Annotated in this window: 22 protein-coding genes; 12 read left to right on the top strand and 10 right to left on the bottom strand. The window is 69.6% G+C overall.

Going from position 1 to position 23,645, the window contains the following annotated elements:
- The first annotated feature begins 24 nt into the window (after positions 1–24).
- From CR157_RS17910 to CR157_RS17870, 9 genes are all read left to right on the top strand, one after another.
- Positions 25–1,383: a hypothetical protein gene (locus CR157_RS17910; protein ID WP_110284910.1), complete on the top strand. Its 1,359-nt coding sequence runs from the start codon at positions 25–27 to the stop codon at positions 1,381–1,383.
- Positions 1,343–2,476, top strand: a complete 1,134-nt coding sequence (locus CR157_RS17905; protein WP_110284909.1) for a glycosyltransferase family 4 protein — start codon at positions 1,343–1,345, stop codon at positions 2,474–2,476. The genes CR157_RS17910 and CR157_RS17905 overlap by 41 nt, the downstream gene beginning before the upstream one ends.
- The gene (locus CR157_RS17900) at positions 2,473–3,723 is read left to right on the top strand and encodes a glycosyltransferase family 4 protein (protein WP_110284908.1); all 1,251 of its coding nucleotides are present in this window, start codon (positions 2,473–2,475) and stop codon (positions 3,721–3,723) included. The genes CR157_RS17905 and CR157_RS17900 overlap by 4 nt, the downstream gene beginning before the upstream one ends.
- Positions 3,720–4,316, top strand: coding sequence for a sugar transferase (locus CR157_RS17895; protein WP_110284907.1), 597 nt, complete (start codon positions 3,720–3,722; stop codon positions 4,314–4,316). Before CR157_RS17900 ends, CR157_RS17895 begins: the two co-directional genes overlap by 4 nt.
- Entirely contained in the window at positions 4,309–5,082 is a 774-nt protein-coding gene (locus CR157_RS17890; RefSeq protein WP_110284906.1) for an acetyltransferase, read from the top strand. Before CR157_RS17895 ends, CR157_RS17890 begins: the two co-directional genes overlap by 8 nt.
- On the top strand, positions 5,082–6,278 hold the full coding sequence (locus CR157_RS17885) for a DegT/DnrJ/EryC1/StrS family aminotransferase (protein WP_110284905.1): 1,197 nt from the start codon (positions 5,082–5,084) through the stop codon (positions 6,276–6,278). Before CR157_RS17890 ends, CR157_RS17885 begins: the two co-directional genes overlap by 1 nt.
- A gap of 51 nt (positions 6,279–6,329) precedes the next feature.
- Entirely contained in the window at positions 6,330–8,300 is a 1,971-nt protein-coding gene (locus CR157_RS17880) for a polysaccharide biosynthesis protein (protein ID WP_110284904.1), read from the top strand.
- Between the two features lie 113 nt (positions 8,301–8,413).
- Positions 8,414–10,267, top strand: coding sequence for a glutamine--fructose-6-phosphate transaminase (isomerizing) (gene glmS / locus CR157_RS17875; protein ID WP_110284903.1), 1,854 nt, complete (start codon positions 8,414–8,416; stop codon positions 10,265–10,267).
- A 158-nt stretch (positions 10,268–10,425) separates the two neighbouring features.
- Positions 10,426–11,766 (top strand): O-antigen ligase family protein, encoded by a 1,341-nt coding sequence (locus CR157_RS17870; protein WP_146218733.1) that lies wholly within the window; start codon positions 10,426–10,428, stop codon positions 11,764–11,766.
- Here the strand turns inward: CR157_RS17870 and CR157_RS17865 are convergent.
- The 7 genes from CR157_RS17865 to CR157_RS17835 form a co-directional block, all read right to left on the bottom strand.
- Entirely contained in the window at positions 11,728–12,342 is a 615-nt protein-coding gene (locus CR157_RS17865) for an alpha-ketoglutarate-dependent dioxygenase AlkB family protein (protein WP_110284901.1), read from the bottom strand. The genes CR157_RS17870 and CR157_RS17865 overlap by 39 nt on opposite strands.
- A gap of 38 nt (positions 12,343–12,380) precedes the next feature.
- Positions 12,381–12,923: a phosphatase PAP2 family protein gene (locus CR157_RS17860; RefSeq protein ID WP_110284900.1), complete on the bottom strand. Its 543-nt coding sequence runs from the start codon at positions 12,921–12,923 to the stop codon at positions 12,381–12,383.
- On the bottom strand, positions 12,895–14,055 hold the full coding sequence (locus CR157_RS17855; RefSeq protein ID WP_110284899.1) for a glycosyltransferase family 4 protein: 1,161 nt from the start codon (positions 14,053–14,055) through the stop codon (positions 12,895–12,897). Before CR157_RS17855 ends, CR157_RS17860 begins: the two co-directional genes overlap by 29 nt.
- Positions 14,056–14,167: 112 nt before the next feature.
- Entirely contained in the window at positions 14,168–15,109 is a 942-nt protein-coding gene (locus CR157_RS17850) for a LysM peptidoglycan-binding domain-containing protein (protein ID WP_110284898.1), read from the bottom strand.
- Positions 15,061–15,927: an acetyltransferase gene (locus tag CR157_RS17845; protein ID WP_110284897.1), complete on the bottom strand. Its 867-nt coding sequence runs from the start codon at positions 15,925–15,927 to the stop codon at positions 15,061–15,063. Before CR157_RS17845 ends, CR157_RS17850 begins: the two co-directional genes overlap by 49 nt.
- Before the next feature lie 224 nt (positions 15,928–16,151).
- Positions 16,152–18,104: an acetoacetate--CoA ligase gene (locus CR157_RS17840; protein ID WP_110284896.1), complete on the bottom strand. Its 1,953-nt coding sequence runs from the start codon at positions 18,102–18,104 to the stop codon at positions 16,152–16,154.
- Positions 18,105–18,203: 99 nt separating this feature from the next.
- The gene (locus CR157_RS17835) at positions 18,204–19,103 is read right to left on the bottom strand and encodes a LysR family transcriptional regulator (protein WP_110284895.1); all 900 of its coding nucleotides are present in this window, start codon (positions 19,101–19,103) and stop codon (positions 18,204–18,206) included.
- A gap of 150 nt (positions 19,104–19,253) precedes the next feature.
- Here CR157_RS17835 and CR157_RS17830 point away from each other — a divergent pair, with 150 nt between their 5' ends.
- Both CR157_RS17830 and CR157_RS17825 read left to right on the top strand, forming a co-directional pair.
- Positions 19,254–19,955, top strand: a complete 702-nt coding sequence (locus tag CR157_RS17830; protein WP_110284894.1) for a CoA transferase subunit A — start codon at positions 19,254–19,256, stop codon at positions 19,953–19,955.
- Between the two features lie 69 nt (positions 19,956–20,024).
- Positions 20,025–20,687 (top strand): CoA transferase subunit B, encoded by a 663-nt coding sequence (locus CR157_RS17825; protein WP_110284893.1) that lies wholly within the window; start codon positions 20,025–20,027, stop codon positions 20,685–20,687.
- A gap of 194 nt (positions 20,688–20,881) precedes the next feature.
- On the opposite strand, the gene CR157_RS17820 is transcribed toward CR157_RS17825, so the two are convergent.
- From CR157_RS17820 to CR157_RS17810, 3 genes are all read right to left on the bottom strand, one after another.
- Positions 20,882–21,649 carry a DUF1338 domain-containing protein gene (locus tag CR157_RS17820; protein WP_110284892.1) on the bottom strand — a complete coding sequence of 256 codons (768 nt, stop codon included), beginning with the start codon at positions 21,647–21,649 and terminating at the stop codon, positions 20,882–20,884.
- 199 nt (positions 21,650–21,848) lie between these two features.
- A complete protein-coding gene (locus CR157_RS17815; protein WP_110284891.1) occupies positions 21,849–22,118 on the bottom strand; it encodes a GrxA family glutaredoxin in 270 nt (89 codons plus the stop codon).
- A gap of 160 nt (positions 22,119–22,278) precedes the next feature.
- Positions 22,279–23,100: an inositol monophosphatase family protein gene (locus tag CR157_RS17810; RefSeq protein ID WP_110284890.1), complete on the bottom strand. Its 822-nt coding sequence runs from the start codon at positions 23,098–23,100 to the stop codon at positions 22,279–22,281.
- A 116-nt stretch (positions 23,101–23,216) separates the two neighbouring features.
- Between CR157_RS17810 and hybE the strand changes: the two genes are divergently transcribed.
- Complete coding sequence (gene hybE, locus CR157_RS17805) at positions 23,217–23,639, top strand: [NiFe]-hydrogenase assembly chaperone HybE (protein WP_110284889.1); 423 nt, start codon at positions 23,217–23,219, stop codon at positions 23,637–23,639.
- The last annotated feature ends 6 nt before the right edge of the window (positions 23,640–23,645 follow it).

The following is a 23,645-nucleotide window of genomic DNA, read 5'->3' as shown; positions in this document are numbered from 1 at the left end:
CATGCCCGCCAGGGAGCGCGTCGCATGATCCTTTCCGGTGACGGGATGGCCGCACGCGCCTCCAGCGTCGGCTTCTTCGTGCTGTTCCCGGGCTTCATGATCTACCACACCCTGGTGGTCCTGGGGGCGATGCCGGCTTTCCTGGGCGGGTTGTTCGGGGTGGTATCGGTGCTGATGTTCGGCATCTATGTGGTGGTGCTGCCGTCGCAACGCCACGTCATGTTCTCCGCTACCCGGGGATTCGCGTTGCTGGTCATGGCCTTCTTCGCCTATGTGCTGTGCTGGTCGGTTGCCAGCTACGGCCTGCAGGGAGGCAGTGCGCTGCGCGCGGCGATGATCCAGTCGCTGGAGACGGTGGTGCTGTGGGCGGTGCTGTTCGTGATGGGCTACCGGGTGCCGCTGGACTCGCCGGCCCTGGCGCGGGCCTTCTGGAGCGCCTTCCTGCTGGTCGCCGGCTACCTGCTGTTCTTCGTCGCCACCACCGGCGAACTGATGTTCTTCGCCCGCCAGTTCGTGGAGAGCGATGGCGACGGCGACAGCGTCTCCACCTACCAGGGCTATGCCCGCAGCGCCCTGGTGCTGCTGGTGTTCCTGATCGCCGTGAGCCGCGGTGCCCTGGCCCGCGCCACCCTGATCCTGCTGGGCGCCTTCGTGATGTTCGTGCTGGGGGCTCGTTCCGAGCTCTATGGCTTCCTGGCCCTGGTGACGCTCCTGCTGCTGGTGTGGGCCGGAACGAGTGCCAAGTACCTGTTGACCCTGCTGGCGGTGCTGGCCCTCGGGGTGCTGGTCGTGGCCAACCAGTTCGAGGCCATGTCCGGCACCCGCCAGCTGCAGGTGTTCGACCTGTCGGGTACCAGCTCCTGGACGGCGCGTCAGCATCTCGGCGACCGCGCCCTGGCGCAGATCCTGGCGAATCCCTGGCTGGGTCAGTTCGGCGGCCACATCAGCGCCACCGGCAGTACCGGCGGTTATGCCCACAGCATGCTCTCGAGCTGGGTCAACTACGGGCTGCTCGGCTTCGCCCTCTATGTCGGCATGACCGTGGTGGCCTTCATCGGCTCGGCCCACCGCCTGGTCCTGCGTGGCGACTCCCGCGCCTGGTGGGTATTCGCCTTCTCCATCAACTTCGTCTGCCTGCTGCTGATCGTGCTGGCCAAGCCGGTGTTCTGGCCGCTGCCGGCGCTGGGCTGGGGGGCCTTCGCCAATGCCCTGGCCTGCACGCGGCGGGCCACGGAAGGCGAGATCCCGGCGTCCGACGGGAGTCGCGGGCACGATCTTGAAAGCGGTCTTGAACCCCAGGGGCAGCAAGAGGCTGTCGACGAATCACAAGGACGAGACGATCATGAAAGTGGCACACCTGACTTCCGCCCATCCCCGCCATGACACGCGGATCTTCCTCAAGCAGTGCCGTTCGCTGGCGGCGGCCGGCCATCAGGTGACCCTGGTGGTGGCCGACGGCCGCGGCGACGAGCAGCGCGAGGGCGTGGCGATCTCCGACGTCGGCAAGCTGCCCGGGCGGCTGAATCGCATCCTCAAGACCACCCGCCGCGTCTTCGACCGCGCCCGGCTGCTGGACGCCGACCTCTACCACCTCCACGACCCGGAGCTGATGCCGATCGGCCGTCGCCTCAAGCGACTGGGCAAGACGGTTGTCTATGACGCCCACGAGGACCTGCCACGCCAGGTCCTGGCCAAGCACTACCTGGGCGATACCACGCGCAAGCTGCTCTCCCGCGGGGTGGACCTCTACCAGCGTCGGGCCTGTCGCCGGTTCGACGCCATCGTCGCCGCGACCCCCTTCATCCGCGACGGCTTCCGGACCTTCCACCCCAGGGTGGTGGACGTCAACAACTTCCCCATGCAGGGAGAGCTGGCGGGTGCACCGGACACGACCCTCGCGGCCTCGCCCGGGGAGCCCCCCTCGGTCTGCTACGTGGGCAGCATCGCCGCGATCCGAGGCATCCGCGAGATCGTGCGCGCCATGGAGGCGGTGGACCAGGAGTGCCGGCTGCAGCTGGCCGGCGGTTTCAGCGAACCGGCCGTGGAGCAGGAGGTGATGACCTATGCCGGCTGGGCACGGGTCGAGGCCCTCGGCTACCTGGACCGCGACGGGGTGCGGCGCGTCATGGGCAGCTCGCTCGCCGGGCTCGTCACCCTGCATCCGGTGATCAACTACCTCGATGCGCTGCCGGTGAAGATGTTCGAGTACATGAGCGCCGGGCTGCCGGTGATCGCCTCCGACTTCCCGCTGTGGCGCGAGATCGTCGAGGGCAACGACTGCGGCCTCTGTGTCGATCCGCTCGACCCCGCGGCAATTGCCGAGGCCATCGACTTCCTGGTGGCCAATCCGGTACGGGCCCATGAGATGGGGGCCAACGGCCGGCGGGCCGTGGCCGAGCGTTACAACTGGCAGCAGGAGGAACGCAAGCTACTGGAGACCTACCGCAGCCTCTCTCGCGACGGGGTGGCGGCATGAAGCACGTCTGGATACTCAACCACTATGCCAAGCACCCGGACTCGGCGGGGGGGGTGCGGCACTTCCAACTGGCCCGTCATCTGCCCGCCCATGGCTGGCGCGCCAGCCTGATCGCCGCCAGCGTCGACCACCCGAGCGGACACCAACGGCTCGAGGAGGGCGAGCCGGCGCGGCTCGAGAGCTTCGATGGTGTCGACTTCCTCTGGCTGCGCACCTCGGCCTACCGTGGCAACGGCGGCGGGCGCATGAAGAGCATGCTCGAGTATGCACGGCAGGCGATTCGTCCCGCGCGCCTGGCCGGCCTCGAGCGTCCCGACCTGATCATCGGCTCCAGCGTGCACCCCTTCGCCGCCCTGGCCGGCTGGTGGCTGGCCAGGCGTCACCGGGTGCCCTTCGTGTTCGAGGTGCGCGACCTCTGGCCCCAGACCCTGATCGACATGGGGCGGCTGCGCGACGGCAGCCCGGCCACCCGGGCCATGCGTACCCTCGAGACCTTCCTCTACCGGCGCGCCTGGCGCGTGCTCACGCTGCTGCCCCGGGCACGGGACTACATCGTCCCCCGGGGCGTGCCGGCCGAACGGGTGGTATGGCTCTCCAACGGCGTCGACCTGGACGACTACCCGGATCCCGTCCCGCCGCCCCGGCGTCCGCCGGAGATGCCGCTGTCGCTGATGTACTTCGGCGGGCACGGCGAGGCCAACGGCCTGGAGGTGCTGCTCGAGGCGATGGGCCGGGTCAAGGCGATGCAACAGGGCACCGGCGCACCGGTGCAACTGCGGCTGATCGGCGAGGGTCCGGCCAAGGAGGCGCTGCAACGCCAGGCGACGCGACTCGGCCTCGACGGGCGCTGGGTGCGCTTCGAGCCCGCGGTGCCCAAGCGCGAGATCCCGGCGCTGGCCCGGGAGGCCGACGCCTTCGTGATCACGGTGCGCGACCTGCCGCGGCTCTACCGCTTCGGCATCAGCATGAACAAGCTGTTCGACTACATGGCCGCGGCACGCCCGGTGATCATCGCCTCCGCTGCGGTGAACGACCCGGTCTCTGACGCCGGGGCCGGCATCACGGTGCCGCCGGAGGATCCCGAGGCGCTGGCCGAGGCGATCCTGGCCCTGGTCGCTCTGTCGCCCGAGGAGCGCGCGGTACAGGGGCTCGCCGGTCGTGAGCACATGGAATCCGTCTACGACTACCGGATCCTGGCCGGCCGGCTGGCCGGCGTGATGAACGACGTCATGGAAGAAGAACGATGAAACGACTGCTCGACATTCTCGTCGCCCTGGTCGCCCTGGTGCTGCTGTCGCCGTTGCTGGCGGTGGTGGCCCTGCTGGTGCGGCTCAGGCTCGGTGCGCCGGTGCTGTTCCGCCAGACACGGCCGGGGCTGCATGGCCGGCCGTTCCGGATGATCAAGTTCCGCACCATGCGCGAGGCGTACGACGGCGCGGGCGATCCCCTGCCCAACGCGGAGCGCCTGACCCGGTTCGGACAATGGCTGCGTGCCAGCAGCCTCGACGAGCTGCCGGAGCTGTGGAACGTGCTCAAGGGGGACATGAGCCTGGTCGGCCCGCGTCCGCTGCTGATGGAGTACCTGCCGCGCTATGACGCCTGGCAGGCTCGCCGCCACGAGGTGCGCCCCGGCGTGACCGGCTGGGCCCAGGTCAATGGCCGCAATGCACTGAGCTGGAACGAGAAGTTCGATCTCGACGTGTGGTACGTGGATCACCATTCACTGAGGCTCGACCTGCGCATCCTGCTGCTCACGGTCAGGAAGGTGGTGGTGCGCGAGGGCATCGCCCATGACGGCGATGTCGCCATGCCCGAGTTCCGTGGAGGCCGCCATGACTAGTCGCCGACGCCTCGCCATCCTCGGTGCCAGTGGCCACGGCAAGGTGGTGGCGGACATCGCCGCCCAGGTCGGGTGGCGGGAGGTGGTCTTCTACGACGATGCCTGGCCCTCCCGAAGCCGTCACGAGCACTGGGCGGTGCGGGGTACCCTGGCCATGCTCCTCGATGACCTGCGCACCTTCGACGGTGTGGTGGTGGCGATCGGCCACAACGGCGTGCGCGACGCCAAGCTCGAGTCCCTTGCCGCCCATGGCGCCCGCCTCGTCACCCTGGTGCATCCCCGCGCCATTGTCAGTCCCCTGGCACGGCTGTCGCCGGGCTGCGTGGTGGTGGCCGGTGCCGTGATCAATGCCAGCGCCGTGCTCGGCCCGGGCTGCATCGTCAATTCCGGCGCCACCTTGGACCACGACTGTCGGCTGGGCCGCTGCGTCCATGTGGCGCCGGGGGCCAACGTGGCGGGGGACGTCGACATCGGCCACCGCAGCTGGATCGGGGTGGGCGCCTCGGTGAGGCAGGGTGTGACCATCGGTGAGGGCGTGATGGTGGGGGCAGGAGCCGCCGTGGTCGGCGACATTGCCGACCACCTCACCGTGGCGGGCGTCCCGGCTCGCCCGCTGGGCAGTGGTAGTGGGCCCACCGCCGCGGACGCTGATGACGACCCCCGCACGGTTGCTCCCGGCGAGCGTCGCGGCAGCGATGACAAGGACATGGACCGGGCCGCCCGGGCGCGTCGCCTCAGGCTGGCCACCTCACAAGGAGAATCATGATGCTCAACGGACCCTTTTCCCCCTGGCCCGCCTTTACCGAGGAGGAGGCCGGAGCCGTGCAGCGCGTGCTGCGCTCCAACCGGGTGAACTACTGGACCGGCCGGGAAGGCCGCGACTTCGAGCGCGAGTTCGCTCGTTTCGCCGACAGCGAATATGCGGTCGCCGTCGCCAACGGCACCACCGCCCTGGACCTGGCGCTCAAGGGCCTGGGCATCGGCGAGGGCGAGGGGGCAGGACGCGATGAGGTGATCGTCACCTCGCGTACCTTCCTCGCCTCGGCCTCGAGCATCGTCACCGCCGGGGCGGTGCCGGTCTTCGCCGACGTCGACCGCGACAGCCAGAACGTCACCGCCGAGAGCGTGGCCGCGAAGCTCACCCCGAATACCCGCGCGATCCTCGCCGTGCACCTGGCCGGCTGGCCCTGCGAGATGGAGGCGCTGACGGCCCTGGCCGACCGGCATGGTCTCTACGTCATCGAGGATTGTGCCCAGGCCCATGGCGCCCGCTACCGCGGGCGCAGCGTCGGTTGCCTGGGCCAGGTGGGCTGCTGGTCGTTCTGCCAGGACAAGATCATGACCACCGGCGGCGAGGGCGGCATGGTCACCACCAGCGACCGCGGCTTGTGGCAGCGCCTGTGGGCCTACAAGGACCACGGCAAGAGTTGGGAGGCGGTGTACGAACGCGAGCACCCGCCGGGGTTCCGCTGGCTGCACGAGAGTTTCGGCACCAACTGGCGCATGACCGAGATGCAGGCCGCCATCGGCCGGATCCAGCTCGCGCGCATGCCCGCGTGGACGGCCGCCCGCCGTGCCAATGCCGAGCGTATCTGGCAGGCCGCGGGCGAGAGCCCCGGGCTGCGCGTGCCGGCGGTACCCGGCCATATCGAGCACGCCGCCTACAAGTGTTACGTCTTCGTCGAGCCGGAGCGACTCGCACCGGGCTGGAGCCGGGACCGCATCATCGCCGAGATCGTCGCGCGCGGCGTGCCCTGCTTCTCGGGCTCCTGCTCCGAGGTGTACCGCGAGAAGGCCTTCGACGGCACCGGCTGGCGGCCGGCCCGGGCACTGCCGGTGGCCCGCGAGCTCGGCGAGACCAGCCTGATGTTCCTCTGCCACCCCACGCTGAACGAGGCCGAGATCGACAGGAGCTGCACGGTGCTGGGCGAGGTGATGTCGCGGGCCTGCGGCAGGCAGTGAGACAGCGCCGGGCAGGGGCATCGGGCCCCGCCCCGTCACGGAGAGACGACCATGAGAGATCTGCTGCAATCGCTGTTTCGCCTGCCGCGCAGGCGCAAGCGCACCATTCAGCTGCTGGCGGACTGCGCGCTGATCGCCTTCAGCTTCCTGCTGGCGATGCTGCTGCGCCTCGAGGACTGGGCCCCGTTGGGCGAGGCGCGCACCTGGGCGGCCCTGCTGGCGATGATTCCGCTGAGCCTGGCGATCTTCATGCGGCTCGGCTTCTACCGGGCGGTGATCCGCTACATGGGCCACAAGGCGATCCGCGCGGTGTTCATCGGCGTGAGCGTCTCGGCGCTGTCGCTGCCGCTGGCCAGCTACCTGTTCGCGCTGGGCATTCCCCGTTCGGTCCCCTTCATCTATGCCATGCTGGCGCTGTTGACCATCGGCGGGGTGCGGTTCGGGCTGCGCGCGATCTACCTGCGCAACCAGATCCGCCACAAGCAGCGGGTGGTGATCTACGGCGCCGGGGCGGCCGGGCGCCAGCTGGCGGTGTCGCTGCGCCATGGCCAGGAGTACCTGCCGATCGCCTTCGTCGATGACGCCCACAGCGTGCAGACCACCTTCATCGAGGGGCTCAAGGTCTATCCGCCACGCCAACTGGGCTACCTGGCGGACACCTACGGCGCCGAGCGGGTGCTGCTGGCCATCCCCAGCGTCAGCCGGGAGCGTCGTCGCGAGATCCTCGCCGACCTCGAGCCCCAGGGCTTCCCGGTGCAGACCATCCCCGGGGTGGCCGACATGGTGAGCGGCCGCGCCCGCATCAGCGAAGTGCGCGACGTGGCGGTGGAGGACCTGCTGGGCCGCGACCCGGTACCGCCGAATCCGGCACTGATGGATGCCAATATCCGCGGCAAGGTGGTCATGGTCAGCGGCGCCGGCGGTTCCATCGGGTCGGAGCTGTGTCGCCAGATCCTGCGTCATGGCCCGGTGCGCCTGCTGCTGCTGGACCTCTCGGAGTTCAGCCTCTACCGCATCGAGCAGGAGCTGCACCAGATCGCCGAGGCCGAGGGGCTCGAGGTGTGCATCAAGGCACTGCTCGGCTCGGTGCAGCACCGTTCGCGCCTGGAGACGGTGATGAAGGCCTTCGCCGTCCAGACCGTCTACCACGCCGCGGCCTACAAGCATGTGCCGATGGTCGAGCACAATGTGGTGGAGGGCATTCGCAACAACGTCTTCGGTACCCTCGAGACCGCGCGGGCCGCCATCGCCGCCGGGGTCGAGACCTTCGTGCTGGTCTCCACCGACAAGGCGGTACGGCCCACCAACGTCATGGGCGCGAGCAAGCGGCTCGCCGAGCTGGTCTGCCAGTCCCTGGCCGGGCATCAGCACCGGACCCTGTTCTGCATGGTGCGCTTCGGCAACGTGCTCGGCTCCAGCGGTTCGGTGGTGCCGCTGTTCCGCCGCCAGATCCAGGCCGGCGGACCGATCACCCTGACCCATCCCGAGATCACCCGCTATTTCATGACCATACCCGAAGCCGCCCAGCTGGTGATCCAGGCCGGCGCCATGGCCCGTGGCGGGGATGTCTTCGTGCTCGACATGGGCGAGCCGGTGAAGATCGCCGAGCTGGCCCGCCAGATGGTCCGGCTCTCGGGGCTCAGGGTGCGTGACGAGCGCCACCCGGATGGCGACATCGCCATCGCCTGCAGCGGCCTGCGTCCCGGCGAGAAGCTCTTCGAGGAGCTGCTGGTGGGCGATGACGTCGCCCCCACCTCGCATCCCCGCATCATGACCGCCCGGGAGGTGTGCTGGGAGTGGCCGCGGCTCGAGGCCTTCCTCGAGCGGCTCTTCCAGGCCTGCCGCGCCTTCCGCCACGACGACATCCGCGAGCTGCTGCTGGAGGCGCCCACCGCCTACCGCCCCCAGGGCACGATCGTCGACCTGGTGTGGCTGGAAAAGGCCGCGGCGCCTGCGGACGCCCGGCCACCGGCACCGGTCACCCGCCTGCGCCCGGCACTCGAGCGCCAGGGCCAGGCCTGAGGCAGGAAGGGCGGTACCACCGGGAGGGGTGTCGCCGCCTCGCAAGCCCGTCATACCGATAACCGCATCACGCCCCCGGGGCGTCCCGGGGCGCTGTTCATGGAGGAGCCAACATGTGTGGCATCGTTGCAGCCGTCGGGTCGGACAATGTCCTGCCCGTACTGATGGAAGGTCTGAAGCGTCTCGAGTACCGGGGCTATGACTCCGCCGGGGTAGCCCTGGTGGAGCGAGCCGGCAAGCTGGGCCGCGCCCGCGAGGTGGGCAAGGTGGCGGCGCTGGAGGCCGTGCTCGCCGGTGCCCCCCTGGTCGGCATGACCGGGGTGGCCCATACCCGCTGGGCCACCCATGGCCGGCCCAGCCAGGACAATGCCCACCCCCATGTCTCGGGCCGCATCGCCGTGGTGCACAACGGGATCATCGAGAACCATCGGGCCCTGCGGGCCGAGCTGGAGGCCGACGGCTACGCCTTCGCCTCGCAGACCGACACCGAGGTGATCGCCCACCTGGTCGAACGCGAGATGCACGGCGGCCGGAGGCTGCGGGACGCCGTCGAGCGGGCGGTAGAGGCCCTCGAGGGAGCCTATGCCCTGGGAGTGATCCATGCCGACGAACCCGACCGGGTGATCGGGGCGCGGCAGGGCAGCCCCCTGGTGGTGGGCATCGGCGAACACGGCCACTACCTGGGGTCCGACCCGCTGGCGCTCCTGCCGGTCACCGACCGCTTCGTCTACCTGGAGGACGGTGACCTGGTGATCGCCACCCGCGATGGCTGCGAGGTGCTGGCGCGCTACCCGGAGGGCGGCCGGCGCCCCGTGGTCCGCCCCGTGGCGCGCTACGAACACGCCGACCAGGCGGTGGGCAAGGGCGAGTTCGCCCACTACATGCTCAAGGAGATCCACGAGCAGCCGGTGGCGGTGGCCAACGCCCTCGAGGGGCGCCTGGGCGGCGACCGGGTGCTCGTCGAGGCCCTGGGCCCCGACGCCGAGCCCCTGCTCGCGGCGACGCGCCAGGTGCACATCGTCGCCTGCGGCACCAGCTACCATGCCGGCCTGGTGGCCCGCTACTGGCTGGAAGAGCTGGCCGGCGTGCCCTGCCAGGTGGAGGTCGCGTCGGAATACCGCTACCGGGAGGTGGTGGCCCAGCCCGGCACCCTGTTCCTGACGCTGTCGCAGTCCGGCGAGACCGCCGACACCCTGGCCGCCCTGCGCCATGCCCGCCGCCGGCAGGGCGCGGGGGCCTATGCCGGGAGCCTGGCGATCTGCAACGTCCCCGGCAGCTCCCTGGTACGGGAGTCCGACCTGGCGCTGATGACCCACGCCGGGCCAGAGATCGGTGTCGCCTCGACCAAGGCATTCACCACCCAGCTCACCGCCCTGATGCTGGTCACCCTCGCGCTGCGCCAGGTGCGCGACGGCGATCCCGCGCTCACCGCCCGCCTGGTCCGCCGGCTGCGCTATCTGCCCACCCTGCTGGGCGACACCCTGGCGCTGGATGGGGAGATCGCCCGGCTCGCCGGTGGCTTCGGTGACCGGCAGCATGCCCTCTTCCTGGGTCGCGGCAGCCAGATGCCCATCGCTCTGGAGGGGGCGCTCAAGCTCAAGGAGATCTCCTACATCCACGCCGAGGCCCATGCCGCCGGCGAGCTCAAGCACGGCCCGCTCGCGCTGATCGACGAGCGGATGCCGGTAGTGGCGGTAGCGCCGATGTCCCCGCAACTGGAGAAACTGCGCTCCAACCTGCAGGAGGTGCGGGCCCGCGGCGGCCAGTTGCTGGTGTTCGCCGACCCGGATGCCGGGATTCGCGCCGAGGAGGGCCAGGCGGTGGTCAGCGTGCCGGCGTGCTGCCAGTACCTGGCGCCGATCGTCTACACCCTGCCCCTGCAGTTGCTCTCCTATCATGTGGCGGTGGTGCGCGGCACCGACGTCGATCAGCCCCGCAACCTGGCCAAGTCGGTGACCGTGGAGTGAGGCTTGCGGGCTCCCGAGTGTCCCCTCCGCTGTGTCGGGGCACCCTTGGCCGTCTATGCTGGTCAGAAGAGTCTCGGCGGGCACCCGGGGGTTGCCAGGATGGCGACCGGGCATGGGCGGCCCGGAACGGCAACCGATTCAGCGGACGAACAGAGGCCATGATCGACGACGGACAGCATCGAACGGTGCCGGGACGGCTCGCCCGGTTGGCGCATGATCGACAAGACCAATGCCATGCCCGCCTCGCGGGCATGGCATTGGCGTTTTTCGGGCTCGGGTTTCTTGTCCTGCCCTGGTGGGCGTTGGCCATCGTGCCGTTGCTGCTGGGGCTGGCCGCCTTGCTCTCGGGTGAGCGGCCGCCGCTGCCCTTTCCCCGGCGCCAGGATCGCTGGGTCATGGCGGTGCTGTTGTGCTACGGGCTGAGCTGGGTGATCGCCGGGCCCTGGCACGACGAGGGACTCCGCGGGCTGAAGGAAGCCGCGCCGGTATGGCTGGCCCTGTTGGCCCTGGTGGCGCTGTCACGGCTCCGGGTATCCTCGGCCTGGCTGTGGGGCGGCGTCGCTGCCGGCAGCCTGGCGACCGGGGGCTGGGCGGTGTGGCAACGGCTCGTCGAGAACGCCTCGCGAGTCAATGGCCACGAGCCGCTGCATGCCATCCTGTTCGGCAACCTGGGCCTGCTCGCCGGCCTGATCTGCCTGGCCGGGTTGTGCTGGGCCTTCGGCCGGGAGCAGCGCCGGCGCTGGATGCTGCTGCTTGCCGTGGGGGGGCTCGCCGGGCTGATGACCTCGGCGCTGTCCGGCTCCCGGGGCGGTTGGGTCGGGCTGCCGTTGGCGCTCTGGGTGCTCTATCGCGGCTATGGCCCGCGGCTGGCGACGCGCTGGCGGCTGGCCGGGTTCGGGCTGCTGGTGCTGCTGGTGGCAGGGCTCTATGTCACCCCGCAGACAGGCGTGGAGCGGCGCGTCGATAATGCCGTCGCTAGCCTGGAGGAGTACCTGGCCGGGGACCCGGAGATGACCTCGGTGAGCGCCAGGGTCGAGATGTGGCAGGGGGCGATGCGGCTGATCGCCGAGCGTCCGCTGGTCGGCTGGGGGGCGCGCGGGTATCGGCAGGCGATGCGCGACCGCGGGGCGGCGGGGCTGCAGCATCCGGCCCTGGGGCGTTTCTGGCACGCCCACAACGACCTGCTCGACGCCTGGGCGAAGCGCGGGCTGCCGGGGTTGCTCACCCTGCTTGCCCTCTACCTGGTGCCCCTCTGGCTGTTCCTCGGCGGTATCCGCAGCGCTGCGCGTGAGCGCCGGGCCCTGGCGATGGCGGGCATCCTGCTGCCGGTGGCCTTCCTCGGCTTCGGGCTCACCTACAGCTTCCTGGCCTATCCGGCGGGTGGGCTGGTCTACGGCCTGCTGCTGGCGATCCTCTGGGGCCTCTACCGCCAGGTGCCGGTGACGGGCCAGGTCCGACGCTCAGGGGGCGATGCGGCGAAAGGTGAGGCTGATCCGTAGCCCGGGAATCCGGCGCGGCAACAGCGCATGCTGCAGCCGTCGCTGCACGCCGGGGCCCATCAGCAGCAGGCTGTCGTGGGGAAGCCAGGCGTTGAACCCTTCATGTTCCCGTTGCTTCCAGCGAAAGCGCAGGGGGCGAGCGGCGCCCAGGCTCACCGCGGCGATCAGCGGCTCGGGGCCCAGTTCGGGCTCGTCGTCGCTGTGCCAGCCCATGCGCTCCCCACCGCCCTGGTAGCGGTTGAGCAGCACGCTGTTGAAGTCGACGTCGAGGCCGGCCAGGGCCAGGCGGGCGATCACCGCCTCGCGAATCCTGGCGACCTCGGGGTGCCAGGGGGCGGGGGTGAAGTCCCGCCCCGAATAGCGGTAGTGGGCGTCCGGGGAGCCCATCCACACCTGGCGACGGGGAATCGGGTGCTCGCGGCCGTAGAGCCGCAACCGAGGCCGTTGCCAGGCGAGTTCGCGGTCGAGCCGCTCCAGTGCCCGGCCGGCGTCGGGCTCGCCGAGCAGGGCATCGAAGCGCATGAGCAGGGGCGCATCGAGCAGCGTCTCGCCGCCGACAGGGTGGCAGTCGCTCATGCCACCAGCATGCCACGGGCCCCGGCCGGCCGCCAGGCTCAGGTCGCGAGCGACAGGCTCGCCAGGGCGAAGCCGTAACCGATCATCGCCCCGGCCGCGACGTCGCTGAGGTAGTGCAGGCCGAGGCCGACACGGGAGAGGGCGATCAGCAGCGTCAGCGGCACGATCACGGGCAGCAGCCAGGGGGCATGGGCGGCCGTGAAAGTGCAGAACATCACCGCATGCATGGTGTGGCCGCTGGGAAAGCTGTAGCGATCCCGGGCCGGTTCGGTGCAGGCGATGGCGTGCTTGAAGGTGATGAAGGGGCGCTCACGGCAGAAGCGGGTCTTGATCAACCGGTAGACGACGATGGCGAGCAGGGCGGTGGCGGCGTACTGGGCCATCAGCCAGCCGCCCCGCGGGCCATGGAGCAGCGGCTGGACCAGGATCAGCGCCACCCACGCCGGCCAGTCACCGAGACGGCTGGCCAGGCGCAGGATGGCCAGCCAGGGGCGGTGCAGGCTGAGGCGGGCCAGGCGTTGACAGAGCTGCCATTCGAGCAGGTCGAGCCGTTCAAACACGGCAGGGGCGCGCGGTTTCATGGGTCGCCTCCCGGGCATGGGTCAGGGCGTCGAGGAAGTCATCGGCGATCGATGACCAGCCGAACTGCAGGGCCCTCCGGCGGGCGGCGCGTCCCAGCCGGGCGTAGCGGGCGGGTTGCTGGCAGAGACGGACCGCGGCCTCGCGGAAGCCGGCTTCGTCGCCCACCGGCAGGCTCACGCCGTTGATGTCGTCGTCGATCAGCTCGGCGCCGGCGGCGTGGCGGAAGGCCACCACCCCCAGGCCGCTGGCCATGGCCTCCAGCACCACATTGCCCCAGGTCTCGGAGATCGAGGGGAAGACGAAGAGGTCGGCGCTGGCGTAGTGGCGGACCAGGGCGTCGCGGTCGATGAAGCCGGTGAAGTGGGCGTCGGGCAAGGCCCTCTGCAGCGTCGCCCGGCCGGGGCCGTCGCCGACCACGACCAGGGTCAGGTCGGGCCGCGCATCGAGCATGGCGAGGAAGGTCTCGCGCAGCAGGTCGAGATTCTTCTCCGGCGCCAGGCGGCCCACATGCAGCGCCACCGGCCGGTGCTCGTCGCCGCCCCAGTGCCGTCGCAGCCCGGGATCGCGGTGGACAGGCGAGAAGCGCTCGCCGTCGATGCCCCGGCCCATCACCCTCAGGTTCTCGAAGCCCCGGGCGGCGAGCGCGCCGGCCTGCCGCCGGGTCGGCACCAGGGTGGCGGCACAGCGATTGTGGAAGGTGCGCAGCCGCCGGGTGACCAGCGGTGCCAGCCAGGGCAGGCCATAGTCGCGGCAGTAGTGGTCGAAGTTGGTATGCCAGCCGCCGACCACCGGGATCGACAGCAGCCGGGCCGCACGCTGGGCCGACCAGCCGAGCGGCCCTTGGGTCGCCAGGTAGACGACGTCGGGGCGCTGCTGGTGCCACAGCCGCACGATGGCCCGGGTGGCGGGCAGGCCGAAGCGGACCTCGCGGTAGCCCGGCAGGGGGACGGCCCGCACCCGCAGCTCGGCTTCCATGCCCTCGGCGCGGGGGGCGTCGGCGGCGACCGGCCGGGGGCGGATCAGCTGGAGGGCGTGGTCGTGGCGATGCAACTCACGACCGAGCTGCCCCAGGGTGTGGGCGACCCCGTTGATGTCGGGGGACCAGGTCTCGCTGACCAGGCAGATGCGCATGACTCTCCTCGTCCCGTCGCGGGCCCGAAGGGGCCCTGTCAGGAACCGAGGATGGCCGCCGGAGATGACAGGACGACGACACCGGGGTGAAGAGACGGTGACGCCGGCCGGCTCAACGGAGTATCCGGCGTGGGTCGATGGGCTTGCCACCGTGACGCAGGTCGAAGAGCAGGTCGAAGCGCTCGGTGGCGTTGCTGTAGCCCACCTCGCACACCTCATTGCCCCGGCTGACCCGGTCACCGTTGCCCACCAACGGCCTTTCGCACAGCGCATAGACGCTCTGCAGGTTGTCGGCATGATGGACGATCACCACCTGGCCGAGCTGGCGCATGCTGTTGGCGAAGCGCACCTCGCCGTCGGCCACCGACCTGGCCCGGGCGCCGCGGCCGGTGGCCAGCAGCATCGGCTGCAGGGTGCCGCGGCTGTCGGCGCCGAAGCGGCGCACGACGCGGTAGTCGTCCAGCGGCCAGGGCCAGTTGCGGGCCGAGGCGGGCAGCTCGCCGGGGTCCGGGAGGCTGGCCCGGGCAGGCGGGCTGCCAGCGCTGCTGCGGTTCGAGCCCCCGCCGCCGGCACTGGCCGCAGTGGGGGCGGGGGCGCTGGGAGCACTCCCGGTGAGCGGTACCCGGATGATCTGGCCGATTCGCAGGGCGGTGGGCTCCACCCCGGGGTTGGCGGCCTGGAGACGTGATACCCGGGTGTTGAAGCGCCGGGCGATGCCGGCATAGGTGTCGCCGGGGCGAACCTGATAGCGATAAGGGCCGCCGGAGGGGGCACGCTCCTGATGGGTCGGCATCAGCAGCCGCTGGCCGACGGCCAGGCGACGGGCGTTGACCCCGGGGTTGAAGCGCTGCAGCCGCTCGAGCGGCACGCCGCCACGCCGGGCGATAGCGCCCAGGGTGTCGCCGCGCTGGACCGTGACCCAGTGTCCGGACGTGCCGGGGTCGCTGCCGCGCTGCACCTCGCCGCCGCGACCGGCGCAGCCGGCCAGCAGCAGCACGATCAGGGTCAGGGCGAGAGCGAGGCGTCCTTGTCCTGCCACAGGGCGTTCAGCCATGAGTGGAAGCGTTCCTTGTAGTTCGGGTCGTCGTGGTAGTCGCCCTTCACCATCCAGGTGGGCACCTCCAGGCGCCGGGCGGTCAGGGTCACCGGCCCCTCCTCTCCGCAGAGGTAGCCCCAGAAGGTGGGGCGCGGGTTGTCGTAGTGCAGGGTCACGTCGAGGATACCACCGAGACGGTCGCCGAGCAGGCCCAGCACCTGGGCGATGCCGCCGGCCCGGGGCCGCAGCAGGTGGCGGTAGGGGGAGTCCTGGGCGGCATGCTTGGCGGGGGTGAAGCGGGTGCCCTCGACGAAGTTGTAGATGGCGATGGGGCGCTCGCGGGCATGGCGACACATGCGCTCGGTGGCTTCCCGGTCGCGCCGGGCCAGATGCGGATGCCGCTCGCGCTGTTCGCGGGTCAGGCGGCGCAGCATGGGGAACTCCATGGCCCAGAAGGCCAGGCCGACGATGGGGATCCAGATCAGCTGGCGCTTGACGAAGAAATGGGGCATGGGGAGGCGGCGATGCAGGGCGAAGAACAGCAGGAAGATGTCGGTCCAGCTACGATGGTTGGAGAGCACCAGCCACCACTGGTCGCGGGAGAGCCCCTCGGGGAGCTGGATGTCAAGGGTGGGCTTGAGCCAGCGGCGCATCCACCAGAGGTTGGAACCCACCCAGCGCAGCGCCACCTCGTTGAGGCCCTTGAGCACCAGGCGGCGCAGGCGGCGCCCGGGGGTGACCAGCTTGACCAGGGTCAGCACGACGAGCGGGATACCCCAGACGAGGGTGGTGAGGGCCAGCAGCAGGCTGCTGACGAGGCCCTTGAGGAACGGCATGCGCTCTCCTTAGTGCACCGGCTAGGTGATTCCGCCGACACCCCGGGGTGCCGAGCCGGCTAATCCTACTGCATGGCGCCCGGGCTGCCCAGCCACCTGGTGGTCGGGCCAGGGCCATCGCAGTTAGTTTGACGCTCGGTGCCGACCTGTCCCCGTCATGTCCAACGGCGATTGCCCTGCCAGGGTTCGGCGGTCGGGGGCGACCGGGAGGCAAGGCGGGCCAGCTACTCGCGCAGTTCCGGCAGGTCCTCGAACTGGGCCAGGGCCTCGGGATTGGCCAGCGCCTCGATGTTGGCCACCGGCCGGCCATGGACGACGTCGCGGACCGCCAGCTCCACCAGCTTGCCGGAGCGGGTGCATGGCAGGTCATCCACCTGGAGGATCCTGGCCGGGACGTGGCGGGGCGAGGCGTGGGTGCGGATGGTGTCGCGGATGCGCTGGCGCAACGCATCGTCCAGGGTCAGGCCGTCGCGCAGGCGGACGAAGAGTACCACGCGTACGTCGTCCTGCCACTGCTGGCCGATGCAGAGCGACTCCAGCACCTCGTCCACCTTGTCCACCTGGCGGTAGATCTCGGCGGTGCCGATGCGCACGCCGCCGGGGTTGAGCACGGTATCGGCGCGACCGTGGATGATCAGGCCGTCCTCCGCGGTGAGCTCGGCATAGTCGCCATGGGCCCAGACCCCGGGGAAACGGTCGAAGTAGGCGGCGTGGTAGCGCTTGCCGTCCGGATCGTTCCAGAAGCCCAGTGGCATGGAGGGAAAGGGTTGGGTGCAGACCAGTTCGCCCTTCTCGCCCACGGCACAGGGCTTGCCGGTCGCGTCGTAGACCGCCACCGCCATGCCCAGGCCGCGGCACTGCAGCTGGCCGCGGTAGACGGGACGAATCGGGCAGCCCAGGGCGAAGCAGGAGACGATATCGGTGCCTCCGGAGATGGAGGCCAGCAGCAGGTCCTCCTTGATCGCCCGGTAGACGTAGTCGAAGGTCTCGTGGGGCAGCGCCGAGCCGGTCGAGAGCAGCGTCCTCAGGGCCGAGAGGTCGTGGTCGCGCCCCGGGCGCAGTCCATCCTTGGCGCAGGCGGTCAGGTAGCGGGCGCTGGTGCCGAAGCAGGTCACGCCCTCGTGTTCGGCGAGTCGCCACAGTGCGGCCGGGTCGGGGGCGAAGGGGGAGCCGTCGTAGAGCACCAGGATGGCGCCCGAGGCGAGCCCCGAGACCAGCCAGTTCCACATCATCCAGCCGCAGGTGGTGTAGTAGAAGAGCACGTCCCCCTCGCCCAGGTCGCAATGCAGGCGGTGCTCCTTGAGGTGCTGCAACAGGGTGCCGCCGGCGCCGTGGACGATGCACTTGGGCCTGCCGGTGGTGCCGGAGGAGTAGAGGATGTAGAGCGGATGATCGAAGGGCAGTGCGATGAACTCGAGCGGCTCGCCAGGCGCCGCGAGGTAGTCGTCCCAGGCCACGGCCTCGTCGATGCCATGGGTCTCGGGGGCGGCCTCGGGATCGAGGAAGGGGAAGAGCACCAGCCGCTCGAGTTTCGGCAGTTGGGCAGCGAGTGCCTTCAGGCGGTCGTGGAGGGCGATCGCCTTGCCGTTCCAGTGATAGCCGTCGCAGCCGACCAGCACCTTGGGTTCGATCTGGCCGAAGCGGTCGAGCACTCCCTGGACACCGAAGTCCGGCGAGCAGGAGGACCAGACGGCGCCGAGGCTGGCGGCAGCCAGCATGGCGATCACCGCATGCTCGCTGTTGGGCACCAGACCCGCCACTCGGTCGCCGGCTTCCACGCCGCTGTCACGCAGGGCCCGGGCCAGGCGGGCCACTTGGTCATGGAGCTCGGCGTGGCTGAGTTCCTGGCGCCGTCCCCGCTCGTCGCAGGCGATCAGCGCCGGGGTGTCGTCGCGGCGGCGCAGCAGGTTGGCGGCAAAGTTGAGGCGCGCCTCGGGGAACCAGCGCGCCCCGGGCATCGCCGTGGGGTTCTCCAGCACCCGCTGTCCCGGTTCACCGATCGCTCCCAGCGTCCAGACCCGCGACCAGAAGGTCTCCGGGTGGTTCAGACTCCAGGCATGCAGGTCGGCATAGTCGGTGAAGGGGAGGCCGGTATCGGCTGCCAGTTCGTGCATCAGGGCGGCCAGCCGGCTGGCCTCGCGGCGCAGGGGATCCGGTCGCCAGAGGGGAGTGGCCATGGTTGCCTCGCTGTGTTGCTATGCTCTCCTGACTAGATGTGTTGCTATGCTCTCCTGACTAGATGTGTTGCTATGCTCTCCTGACTAGAAACGTAGCAGCTATCGGCACGTGTCGGCCGAGGACAGGGTGGCCGCCAGGATCTCCTGCAGTGCCTGGGCGGCCACCGACAGTTCCCGGCCCGCGGGGCTCAGCACGCCCACCGGCCGGGCGATCACCGGGTCGGTGAGTGCCAGGCAATGCCCGCCCAGTTCGTGCATCTGTTGGCGGCAAAGTGCGGGGACGGCACTGACCCCCAGGCCACTGGCCACCATGCGCCCCACGGTCACCAGCTGATGGCTCTCGAAGGCGACCGGCAGCTCGATCCCCTGGACCGCCAGTTCGTGCTCGAGCAGCAGGCGCACCATGGAGGGGCGTTGCAGGGTGATGAACTCATGACGCAGCAGCTCGGCCCAGCACGCCGTCGTCGCTTCGGCCAGCGGTGAATCCGCCGGTACCACTGCCACGAAACGGTCCTCGAACAGCGGCGTGAACGCCAGTCCGTCGCTGGCGTCGGGCTCGAAGGCGATACCCAGCTCGACGCGCTGATGGCGCACCATGTCGATCACCTGCTCGTTGATCACGTCATGCACCGTCACCTTGATGCGCGGGTGGCGACAGCGGAAGGCCATCAGCGCCGTTGGCAGTTGGTTGCAGGCGAAGGAGGGCATGGCAGCCAGCGCCACCCGCCCCAGTTGCAGGGTGAAGTGCTGGCGCATCACCTCTTCGGCGTTGTCCCAGTCGGCCAGCAGGCGCTTGGCCAGTGGCACCAGGGACTCGCCCTCCGGCGTCAGGCGCACGCTGCGCGTGGTGCGGATCAGCAGGCGGCCGCCGAGGCTCTCCTCGAGCCCCTTGACCGCCAGGCTCAGCGCCGGTTGCGAGAGGTGGAGGTGCTCGCAGGCCTGGGTAAAGCTCAGGGTCTGGGCCACGGCGAGAAAGGCGCGAAGCTGTTTGACGGTCATGGCATGCTACCAAGGTTCAATTTATGTCATTGTTTTATTAATCGATAAGAAAAACAAACTTAACAAATATATCGCCGCGAACAACACTGGGCCAGGACATCACGGCAACCCGCGACATTCATCCATCCCACAACAACACGAGGCGCCACTATGGCCGGATTCGACAAGCGTGTGTACTCCTATGAAGAGGCAATGGACGGCATCGAGAGCGGCATGACCGTGATCGCCGGCGGCTTCGGGCTCTGCGGGATTCCCGAGAACCTGATCGCCGAGATCAAGCGTCGCGCCGTCAAGGACCTCACGGTCTACTCCAACAACTGCGGGGTGGATGGCTTCGGCCTCGGCCTGCTGCTGGAGGATCGCCAGATCAGCCGGATCTACGCCTCCTACGTCGGCGAGAACGCCCTGTTCGAACGCCAGATGCTGGAGGGCGAGATCGAGGTGGTGCTCACCCCCCAGGGCACCCTGGCCGAGAAGATGCGTGCCGGCGGCGCCGGGATTCCCGCCTTCTACACCGCGACCGGCTATGGCACGCCGATCGGCGAGGGCAAGGAGGTCCGCGAGTTCGACGGGCGCCACTACATCCTCGAGGAGTCGGTCGTCGGCGACTTTGCCATCGTCAAGGGCTGGAAGGCCGATCGCTACGGCAACGTCATCTATCGCGACACCGCCCAGAACTTCAACCCGATGGCCGCCACCGCCGGCAGGATCACCGTGGTCGAGGTCGAGGAGATCGTCGAGCCCGGGGAACTCAGGCCCGACCAGATCCACACCCCGGGCATCTATGTCGACCGCATCATCCAGGGCACCTTCGAGAAGCGCATCGAGAAGCGCACCGTGCGCGAAGGCTGAGCACGGCCTGCGCCGCCGACGGCCGGCCCCGGGGCCGGCGCTTCTCCACCGAACACAAGAGGCAACAAGATGGCACTCACTCGCGAACAGATGGCACAGCGCGTGGCGCGCGAACTCCAAGACGGCTTCTACGTCAACCTGGGCATCGGCATCCCGACCCTGGTGGCCAACTACATCCCCGAGGGGATCGACGTCATGCTGCAGTCCGAGAACGGCCTGCTCGGCATGGGGCGTTATCCAACTGAAGCCGAAGTCGACCCGGACATGATCAACGCCGGCAAGGAGACCGTCACCGCCCGCCCGGGCGCGGCGATCTTCTCATCGGCCGAGTCCTTCGCGATGATCCGCGGCGGTCATGTGGACCTCACCGTACTGGGCGCCTTCGAGGTCGACCAGAACGGCAACATCGCCTCCTGGATGATCCCCGGCAAGCTGATCAAGGGCATGGGCGGCGCCATGGACCTGGTGGCCGGTGCCGAGAACATCATCTGCACCATGACGCATGCTTCCAAGCATGGCGAGTCCAAGCTGCTCGAGAAGTGCAGCCTGCCGCTGACCGGCGCCGGCTGCATCAACCGGGTGCTGACCGACCTGGCCTACCTGGAGATCAAGGATGGCGCCTTCATCCTCAAGGAGCGCGCTCCCGGCGTCTCGGTCGAGGAGATCGTCGAGAAGACCGCCGGCAAGCTGATCGTCCCCGATCACGTGCCGGAGATGACCTTCGAGGCCTGATCCGCCTGCATGGCATCACCCCACGGCCCGGACGCCCGACGTCCGGGCCGTGTGCGTTCCAGGGCCGGCGTCGACGGCTGTCGAAAAACTGACCATTCCGTGGTCGAGGCGGCCGGCATGGCGCCTGTCGGGGCTTTCTCCGGGCTCTTGCACAGCGTTATCCACAGATTCTGTGGATGAATGTGGCGGCCGGCTCAGGACATCTCGCAGCGGGTATGGTGCGGTAGCAGCAGCTCGGCGGCGCGCTCCTGGTTGGCGCTGACCTGCTTCTGTACCAGCGCCACGCCGCCCAGCTCGATGCGGTGTTCGTCGCCCTCGGCGAAGGCCAGGCGCTGCGACGCGGTGGGATAGAAGCGATAGTCGAGCAGCGGCGAGATGGGAAAGATGCCGTGGTGGCGATCGGGGTTGCCGGTCAGCCCCACCTGGCGCATCTGCAGGTCGAGGTCGATGAGGTCATGGCCCAGACGCTGGCAGTCGAAGCCGGCATGGTGCATGCGTGGCCCCATCACCGCGAGCCAGCCGGCGAGCGGGTGGGCCCGGCGCAGGGCCTGGTAGGTCGGCCAGTCGGGCATCGGCCAGGGGCGACCGCGACAGAGCAGGTTCTGGCCGCGGCGGTCCTCCGGCGGTGCCTGGGCGACCAGCGCCTCGAGACACTGGCGAGGGCCGCGTGACAACGTGCCCAGCTGCAACTCGGCCAGGACCAGCCAGGCGGCGTCGCCGGGCGGGGCGAGCAGCGACACCAGCAGGCCGCGGTCGGCCATGGCATGACGGTGCTGGCGGCGGTAGCCGAAGTGGGCCAGGGTCGGCAGCAGGGCATCGATGCCGTAGGGGCCGTGATTCAGGGTGAGGATCGCGAGGTACTCCGCCGGTGCCTCCATCGGCCAGAGTCGCAGCCCGCCGATGTCCGGGTGCTGATGAACATAGTCCAGCCACAGTTGCTGAACGAATTCTTCCCGCTGCATCTTGCATGTCCCTCTGTCCGTGATGCCCTCCGGCCCCGAACTGGCCGTGTCAGGCGAAAGTATAGGCAGAGGGCCTCGTGGGCCATTCAACGAGGGAAAGACGTTTCCGGACCGGCGCGCGTTACCACGCGGCGGAAAAAGGCAGAACGCCGCCACCCGGCGGGGTGGCGGCGTCGCGAGGCGGGTTCCGGCTGTCGGATCAGCCGACGACGGGCATCAGGCTGTGGTCGCGCACATAGCGGTCGAACTCGGTGAAGCCGCCGACATGGGTCTGGTCGACGAAGATCTGCGGCACGGTGTGGACGGGCTTGCCGATGGTCTTCTCCATGTCGGCCTTGGTGATGCCTTCCTGGTGGATGTCGACGTAACGAAAGCCGTCGATGGCCTTGGCGGCCTCGAGCCTTTCGGCGAGCTGTACGGCGCGCACGCAAAAGGGGCAGCCGGGGCGACCGAAGATGACGACGAACATGAGCGATCTCCTGGTGCTCGTCACGAGCACGGGCTAGGGGTCAAGGGGGAAGAGGGAAAGACAAATCGGGCCGCCATTGTGACCGATGGCGGCTGTCCTGGCCAATAGGGCGGGGCTAGGCCACCGATTGCGGGGGACTATCGGCGGGCGGCCCCTGGCGTCAGGGGATGTCCAGCTCGCCACCGTCGGCGCGACGCAGCAGCTCGCCGAGCTCTCGGTGGATGCCCGGGCTCGTCACCAGCAGGTTCTCGCCGTAGAGGTCCTCGGGGATACCCTCGGGGCACGGGTAGAGGTGTCCGGCGCGGGCGCCGGCCTCGCGGGCGATGAGCCAGCCGGCGGCGAAGTCCCAGGGCGAGACGCTCTCGTAGTAGGCATCGAGCCGGCCGCAGGCCACGTCGCACAGGTCCAGCGCTGCCGAGCCGTTGCGGCGCACGTCCTGGCAGTGGTCGAGCACCGCGGCGAGGCGTCGCATCAGCGGCGGGCGGCTGTCGCGGCGGTAGGGGAAGCCGGTGCCCACCAGGCAGCGTTGCAGGTTGCCGGTCTTGCTGGCCTGGATCGGCGCGTCATTGCACCAGGCGCCCTGGCCGGCGATGGCGGTGAAGGTCTCGTCGAGGAAGGGGGCGTGGACCACCCCGACCCGGATGCGGCCCTCGTGTACCCAGGCGATGGAGACGGCCACATGGCGAAGCCCGTGGGCGAAATTGACGGTACCGTCGATGGGGTCGACCACCCAGAGTGGCTCGGGCCGGTTCAGGTTGCTGCGGTCCGGGGCCAGCTCCTCGCTCAGTCGCGCTTCGCCAGCGAAGTGCTGCTGGAGGCGCTCGCTGATCCGGGTGTCGACCGCCACGTCGACGTCGGTGACCAGTTCGTGGCCCTGCTTGTAGCGGTGGCCGAAGGTCTGGCGGCTGCGGGCGTCGACGATCAATCGGCCCGCCTCCCGGGCGATGTCGACGGCGATCTTCAGGCGCTCGGCGGGCGTCATGGGCACTTCCTCATGGGGATGTCGCGGGTGATTGGGCCTGTTCATGCTAGCAGGTCGATGCGGCACTGCCGAACCTCGCCCCGGTCGGTATACTGGAGGTCGCGAAGGAGGACACGATGCAGGCCCTGAGTCCCGAACAGTATGCCCGGCTGCGTGAGCTGGCCGGCACCTGGACCCGCTGCCATCTCAAGGCGGCCAAGCACGATGCTCGCTTCAACCCCAGGCTGACGGCCGACGCCCTCTGCTTCCGGTGCCAGGGCGAGTACTTGCTGGGGGCTCTGATCACGCCACTGTCGCTGTCGCTGGTGCTGTTGCCGGACGAGGAGTCGCCTCCGCCGCCGCCAGAGCAGGGCACCCGTCGCGTCTCGCTGCCCTCGGGCACCTACGGCTTTCGCGCCGAGTGTCTCGACGAGACCCTCTGGCTATGGCGCTGTGAGCTCCTCGACGACCTCTCCGATGTCGCCTCGAGGCAGGAGGCCAGCCGACTGGCCCAGCAACTGATGGAGCGGGTCATGGCGCCGGCGGCGCCCGGCGGCTGAGCTGGC

The organism is Halomonas sp. LBP4 (assembly GCF_003202205.1).
GTDB classification, from domain to species: Bacteria; Pseudomonadota; Gammaproteobacteria; order Pseudomonadales; family Halomonadaceae; genus Halomonas; species Halomonas flagellata.
The sequence above is the reverse complement of the archived record's forward strand: the minus strand, read 5'-3'. Positions and strand labels throughout refer to the sequence as shown.

Bases quoted from the DNA above. Each gene is read 5' to 3' on its own strand.
- CR157_RS17880 (WP_110284904.1), top strand. From the start codon at position 6,330: ATGAGAGATCTGCTGCAATCGCTGTTTCGCCTGCCGCGCAGGCGCAAG.
- CR157_RS17840 (WP_110284896.1), bottom strand. From the start codon at position 18,104: ATGGCCACTCCCCTCTGGCGACCGGATCCCCTGCGCCGCGAGGCCAGC.
- CR157_RS17900 (WP_110284908.1), top strand. From the start codon at position 2,473: ATGAAGCACGTCTGGATACTCAACCACTATGCCAAGCACCCGGACTCG.
- CR157_RS17845 (WP_110284897.1), bottom strand. From the start codon at position 15,927: ATGCCGTTCCTCAAGGGCCTCGTCAGCAGCCTGCTGCTGGCCCTCACC.
- CR157_RS17910 (WP_110284910.1), top strand. From the start codon at position 25: ATGATCCTTTCCGGTGACGGGATGGCCGCACGCGCCTCCAGCGTCGGC.
- CR157_RS17905 (WP_110284909.1), top strand. From the start codon at position 1,343: ATGAAAGTGGCACACCTGACTTCCGCCCATCCCCGCCATGACACGCGG.
- CR157_RS17820 (WP_110284892.1), bottom strand. From the start codon at position 21,649: ATGCAGCGGGAAGAATTCGTTCAGCAACTGTGGCTGGACTATGTTCAT.
- CR157_RS17865 (WP_110284901.1), bottom strand. From the start codon at position 12,342: ATGAGCGACTGCCACCCTGTCGGCGGCGAGACGCTGCTCGATGCGCCC.
- CR157_RS17870 (WP_146218733.1), top strand. From the start codon at position 10,426: ATGATCGACGACGGACAGCATCGAACGGTGCCGGGACGGCTCGCCCGG.
- CR157_RS17810 (WP_110284890.1), bottom strand. From the start codon at position 23,100: ATGACGCCCGCCGAGCGCCTGAAGATCGCCGTCGACATCGCCCGGGAG.
- CR157_RS17850 (WP_110284898.1), bottom strand. From the start codon at position 15,109: ATGGCTGAACGCCCTGTGGCAGGACAAGGACGCCTCGCTCTCGCCCTG.
- CR157_RS17855 (WP_110284899.1), bottom strand. From the start codon at position 14,055: ATGCGCATCTGCCTGGTCAGCGAGACCTGGTCCCCCGACATCAACGGG.
- glmS (WP_110284903.1), top strand. From the start codon at position 8,414: ATGTGTGGCATCGTTGCAGCCGTCGGGTCGGACAATGTCCTGCCCGTA.
- CR157_RS17860 (WP_110284900.1), bottom strand. From the start codon at position 12,923: ATGAAACCGCGCGCCCCTGCCGTGTTTGAACGGCTCGACCTGCTCGAA.
- CR157_RS17835 (WP_110284895.1), bottom strand. From the start codon at position 19,103: ATGACCGTCAAACAGCTTCGCGCCTTTCTCGCCGTGGCCCAGACCCTG.
- CR157_RS17895 (WP_110284907.1), top strand. From the start codon at position 3,720: ATGAAACGACTGCTCGACATTCTCGTCGCCCTGGTCGCCCTGGTGCTG.
- CR157_RS17890 (WP_110284906.1), top strand. From the start codon at position 4,309: ATGACTAGTCGCCGACGCCTCGCCATCCTCGGTGCCAGTGGCCACGGC.
- CR157_RS17815 (WP_110284891.1), bottom strand. From the start codon at position 22,118: ATGTTCGTCGTCATCTTCGGTCGCCCCGGCTGCCCCTTTTGCGTGCGC.
- hybE (WP_110284889.1), top strand. From the start codon at position 23,217: ATGCAGGCCCTGAGTCCCGAACAGTATGCCCGGCTGCGTGAGCTGGCC.
- CR157_RS17885 (WP_110284905.1), top strand. From the start codon at position 5,082: ATGCTCAACGGACCCTTTTCCCCCTGGCCCGCCTTTACCGAGGAGGAG.
- CR157_RS17825 (WP_110284893.1), top strand. From the start codon at position 20,025: ATGGCACTCACTCGCGAACAGATGGCACAGCGCGTGGCGCGCGAACTC.
- CR157_RS17830 (WP_110284894.1), top strand. From the start codon at position 19,254: ATGGCCGGATTCGACAAGCGTGTGTACTCCTATGAAGAGGCAATGGAC.